Origin of the sequence: Falsiroseomonas oryziterrae (genome assembly GCF_021864505.1) — a bacterium.
Classification (GTDB): domain Bacteria; phylum Pseudomonadota; class Alphaproteobacteria; order Acetobacterales; family Acetobacteraceae; genus Falsiroseomonas; species Falsiroseomonas oryziterrae.
Genome location: NZ_JAKJIB010000366.1, coordinates 1 through 3,820 on the forward strand (window position 1 = coordinate 1; position 3,820 = coordinate 3,820).

The 3,820-nt window shown below is 73.2% G+C and carries 4 protein-coding genes; 2 read left to right on the forward strand and 2 right to left on the reverse strand.

Going from position 1 to position 3,820, the window contains the following annotated elements; translation table 11 throughout:
- Positions 1–575, forward strand: a 575-nt coding sequence (locus L2I40_RS20225) for a hypothetical protein (protein ID WP_456305757.1), incomplete at its 5' end; no start/stop codon positions are given.
- 25 nt (positions 576–600) lie between these two features.
- Here the strand turns inward: L2I40_RS20225 and L2I40_RS20230 are convergent.
- Together L2I40_RS20230 and L2I40_RS20235 are read right to left on the reverse strand one after the other, a co-directional pair.
- Positions 601–1,842: a DUF2254 domain-containing protein gene (locus L2I40_RS20230; protein ID WP_237216980.1), complete on the reverse strand. Its 1,242-nt coding sequence runs from the start codon at positions 1,840–1,842 to the stop codon at positions 601–603.
- Between the two features lie 12 nt (positions 1,843–1,854).
- Positions 1,855–2,721, reverse strand: a complete 867-nt coding sequence (locus tag L2I40_RS20235) for a bile acid:sodium symporter family protein (protein WP_237216981.1) — start codon at positions 2,719–2,721, stop codon at positions 1,855–1,857.
- A 519-nt stretch (positions 2,722–3,240) separates the two neighbouring features.
- Between L2I40_RS20235 and L2I40_RS20240 the strand changes: the two genes are divergently transcribed.
- On the forward strand, positions 3,241–3,606 hold the full coding sequence (locus tag L2I40_RS20240) for a DUF1622 domain-containing protein (RefSeq protein WP_237216982.1): 366 nt from the start codon (positions 3,241–3,243) through the stop codon (positions 3,604–3,606).
- The last annotated feature ends 214 nt before the right edge of the window (positions 3,607–3,820 follow it).

Consider the following 3,820-nt stretch of genomic DNA (forward strand, 5'->3'; position numbering starts at 1 on the left):
CGCGGCCGGGCCTCAGCCCCGACCACGCCCGTTTCGTCGCGCTGGCGACCGAGCGGCTGCGCGCGGCGATGGCCACGGGCGACGTGCATACGGCGGTGATCCGTGCGCTGATCTGGGTGCGGCTGCCGACGGCCAACGCTGATGAGCGCGCCTTCGCCATCATTCGCCGCATCCGCACTGCGGTCGGGCGGGAGAAGCTGCCGCTGGCGGAGTTCAAGCGGATCGTTCGCCACCAGTTCTTCATGCTGCTGATCGACGAGGCACGGGCGATCGAGACCCTGCCGGCGATGCTGCCCGACGATCCCGCGGTGCGCGCCGAGGCGCTGGCGGTGCTGCGGAGCATCGTGGAGGCGACCGGCGACCTGCCGCCCGAGGTGGCGCGACGCATGGGCGAGCTGGAGCGGATCTTCGGGAGCCAGCCGCCCGCCTTACGCGACGAGACGCTGTCGGCCGAACGCTACGGCCTGCCGCCGGGCGCCACGGGGGCAGAGCGGGCCGCGGCGCCCCGGACTGGCCGGTCTGCCTGGGCCGCGGGGTCGCGGGGCCAGAAGGGCAGGCCGCAGCGTCCCTCCTGACCCCGCCCGATCCTGGCGCGGGTGGCTACCGCGTCAGGCCGAGCCCCTGCGGATCCTCCTGCCGGGCCGCGGCGCGGTCTCGCTCGTCGAAGGCCGAATGCTCGATCACGGCGTCCACGTGCTCGAGATAGCGCTGGACGACGGCTGCGCGCTCACTGTCGCCGAGCAGTTCCGCCAGGCCGCGGAGCGCGGAGCGCAGCCGCCGCATCACCTGCACCGATGTCGCGCCGAAGACCCGGATCTCGTCGAAGGCCAGGGCGAGGTAGTCGTCCCAGCCGGGCGTCGGGAAGACGACGCGCAGCACGCCCGCTGAGTCTGCCAGGCGGCCATCCTCGAGGTCATGGCGGGCCAGCCGGCGCAGCAGGTCCTCGATCTGATCGAGCGCCTGCACCGCTGTCGTCGGGTCGTTGATCGCCGGCGAGAGCGCCTTGATCGCGATGTCGACGAGCAGGCGGATCGGGTATTTCGGATCCTGCTCGAAGGTCCGATCGGCGCCGAGCCTGACCGCCTGCCGCAGCGCGGCTTCCGGCACCGGCGCCGTGCCGCCGAGCACGCGCAGCATGACGCTGCCGTCCATCATCATGTCGCCCACCGCGCATTCCACCTTGATGCGCGCGCCCGCCGCCCGCGCGAGCCCGATCAGGGCGGGCATGTCGTAGCGCTGCACGTAGCCGGGCGGCCCGGCATGGCGCAGGGTCTGCGTGACCGGGCCGGGCGGCGGCGGCGCGGTTGCGGGGCTGACGCCGCGCCCTGCCGCGGCGGACGTCAGGCTCTGGGCGATGATGGCCCGGCCCTGGTCGCCGATGTAGCTGAGCGTGCTGGTGATCTGCAGGTCGCCCAGCCGCCGCATCAGCAGCCCGAAGGCCATGAGGCTCAGGAACAGCAGCGCGACCGCGGTCAGCGCCGAGATGGCGGGCACCTGGCCCGAGCCGCCGCGGTCGGACCATGCAGCGGCGGCAAGCGCATAGGTGAAGGTCGCGAAGAAGATCCCGAGCGCGTGGAACAGGATGGGATCGCGCGCGAAGCGGTTGGCGAAGCGCGGCGAGTAGGTCACGGCGCTGAACTGCAGCATCACGAAGGCGATGGAGAAGACGATGCCGGTCAGCGCCATCATCCCCGACGCGATGGAGGACAGCACGGCCAGCGCGGCCGCGGCCGAGATGCCGAGGTCGATGGGCAGGGCCAGCGCGTGCTCGACGCGCGGCAGCACGAGCGCGCAGACGAGGCTGACCGCGGTGTAGACCATCGGAATGAGCCAGACCGGCATGCGGCGTGTCCTTCAGGGCGGCGCGCGGGTCGCGTCGCGGGCGAACCAGGCGGCGGCGGCGAGGCTGCAGAGGATCTGCACCGGCACGCCGAGCACCACCATGACGATCGCGCGCGGGTCCATGCCTGGCGCGGCGAGCAGGGGCGCCACCGCGGCGCCGACGTTCCGCGTGCAGATGCCGAGGCCGAGCACGCTGCGCTGCGCCTGCGGAAGCCCGCGCGAGAGGCGGTAGCTCGCCGCCGTCAGCAGGCCGAGGAACAGGACCTGCGTCGCGATGGCGAAGCTGCCGACCGTGCTCAGGAAGCCGCGGCCGTACATCACCAGGCACACCGCGAGGAGCGCGACGGCGGCGATCCCCGTCAGGCGCTTGATCCCGGGCCGGATGGTCGCGGCGAAGGCCGGCGCGGCGCGGAACACCGCGAGGCCGATCAGAAGCGGCAGCAGCACCATCAGGAGCAGCGGGCGGGCGATGGTCCACGCATCGACGGCGACGCCCGGAAGCAGCAGGGGCACGGCAGCGGGCATCAGCAGCAGCGTGCCCGCGGCCGACAGGAGCAGCATCGCCGGCGTGTAGCCGATGTCGCCCCGCGCCCGGTCCACCATGGTCGGCAGGAAGGGCGCGGCGGGCGCCATCCCCAGCAGCAGCAATCCGATGGCGTAGGACCGGTCGAGGGGAATCAGCGCGGTCAGTGCCCAGGCGAGGAGCGGGCCCATCACGAAGGCGAAGAACACGCCGTAGCCGAGGAAGCGCGGACTGCGCAGGCCCTTCAGCGCCTGCGTCACGCTCAGCCCGAGGCCCATCTCGAGCAGCGAGCCCGCCATGAAGATCACCAGCAGGACCTTCAGCGCGAGCGCGAGGGCGCCATCGCTGACATCCATCGGCGTCAGGATCGCCGCGGCGCCGCCGGCGCCCCAGTTGCATCGCGGCGGGTTGCCGGCACGGGCGCGGCGCCGGGTCGGACGCGTCTCATCTCGCCCATGCGGTCAGCATCCCATGTTTCCAAGAAGCATGCCTGCGCCCCGTCGGCGCCGCAGTACGTTACGGTAAACCCGACGCCCGCGCCGCGCCCGGGGGCAGGGGAAGCCGGGCAGGGCCCGATGTCACCGTAACTTACGCCTCGCGCAGCCGCCGCGTCCGGCCGGTGATGTCCCGGCGGTGCTAGCATTCCGTCTGGGTCATGGCGCCGGCCTGCATCGAACTTGCAGGGATGCCGCCGGCCAGGGAACACGCGATGAAGCGCCGCCCGCCTTCCGCCGAAGCAGCCATCCCCGGACGATCGCCGGTCGCCGGGGATCGGCCCGATCGGGGCGTCCGCGGTCGCCGCGCCGCGTGCAGGCGAGCCGCAGGCATCCGCACCACGCCGTCCGCAGCAGCCGGACCAGCCAGGAGCACCCTCCATGCACGTCGCGGAATTGCCGGAGGGTCTCGAGGCCGCGGTCATGGCTGCGGCGTCCTGGCTCAAGCTCGCGATCGAAGCGGTCAGCGTCGCGATCATCCTCGCGGCCATGCTGGTGGCGCTCGGCAGGCTGCTCGCCCAGGCGGTCGGCCGACGGACCGGCGACGTGCGGATGGGCCTCGCACGCGGCCTCTCGCTCGCGCTGGAGTTCCAGCTTGCCGCCGACATCGTGGGCACGGCGATCTCGCCCGACTGGGACCAGATCGGCAAGCTCGCCGCGGTCGCCGCCATCCGCACCTTCCTCAACTTCTTCCTCCAGCGCGAACTCGCGGAGGAGCACGGTCCGCGGCTGACCACGCGCGCCTGACGCGGAGGTCCCGGCCGCGCTGGGCGGCAGAACCGGGTGGCGCCTGGGAGGGGCGGGACTGAGATGGCGAAGACGTCCAACGGCAAGAACGGAGCGACCCGCGACAAGGCAGCGGGGAAGGCGGCCGGCGCCGCCGCGGCCCAGGCCGGTGCGGTGCCGCCGCAGACCGCGCCCGTGCGGGACCGCCAGGCCGCCGGCCGCGAACTCGCGAAGC

Excerpts from the sequence above, each read along its gene's own strand:
- L2I40_RS20230 (WP_237216980.1), bottom strand. The coding sequence starts at position 1,842 with ATGCCGGTCTGGCTCATTCCGATGGTCTACACCGCGGTCAGCCTCGTC.
- L2I40_RS20235 (WP_237216981.1), bottom strand. The coding sequence starts at position 2,721 with ATGGATGTCAGCGATGGCGCCCTCGCGCTCGCGCTGAAGGTCCTGCTG.
- L2I40_RS20240 (WP_237216982.1), top strand. The coding sequence starts at position 3,241 with ATGCACGTCGCGGAATTGCCGGAGGGTCTCGAGGCCGCGGTCATGGCT.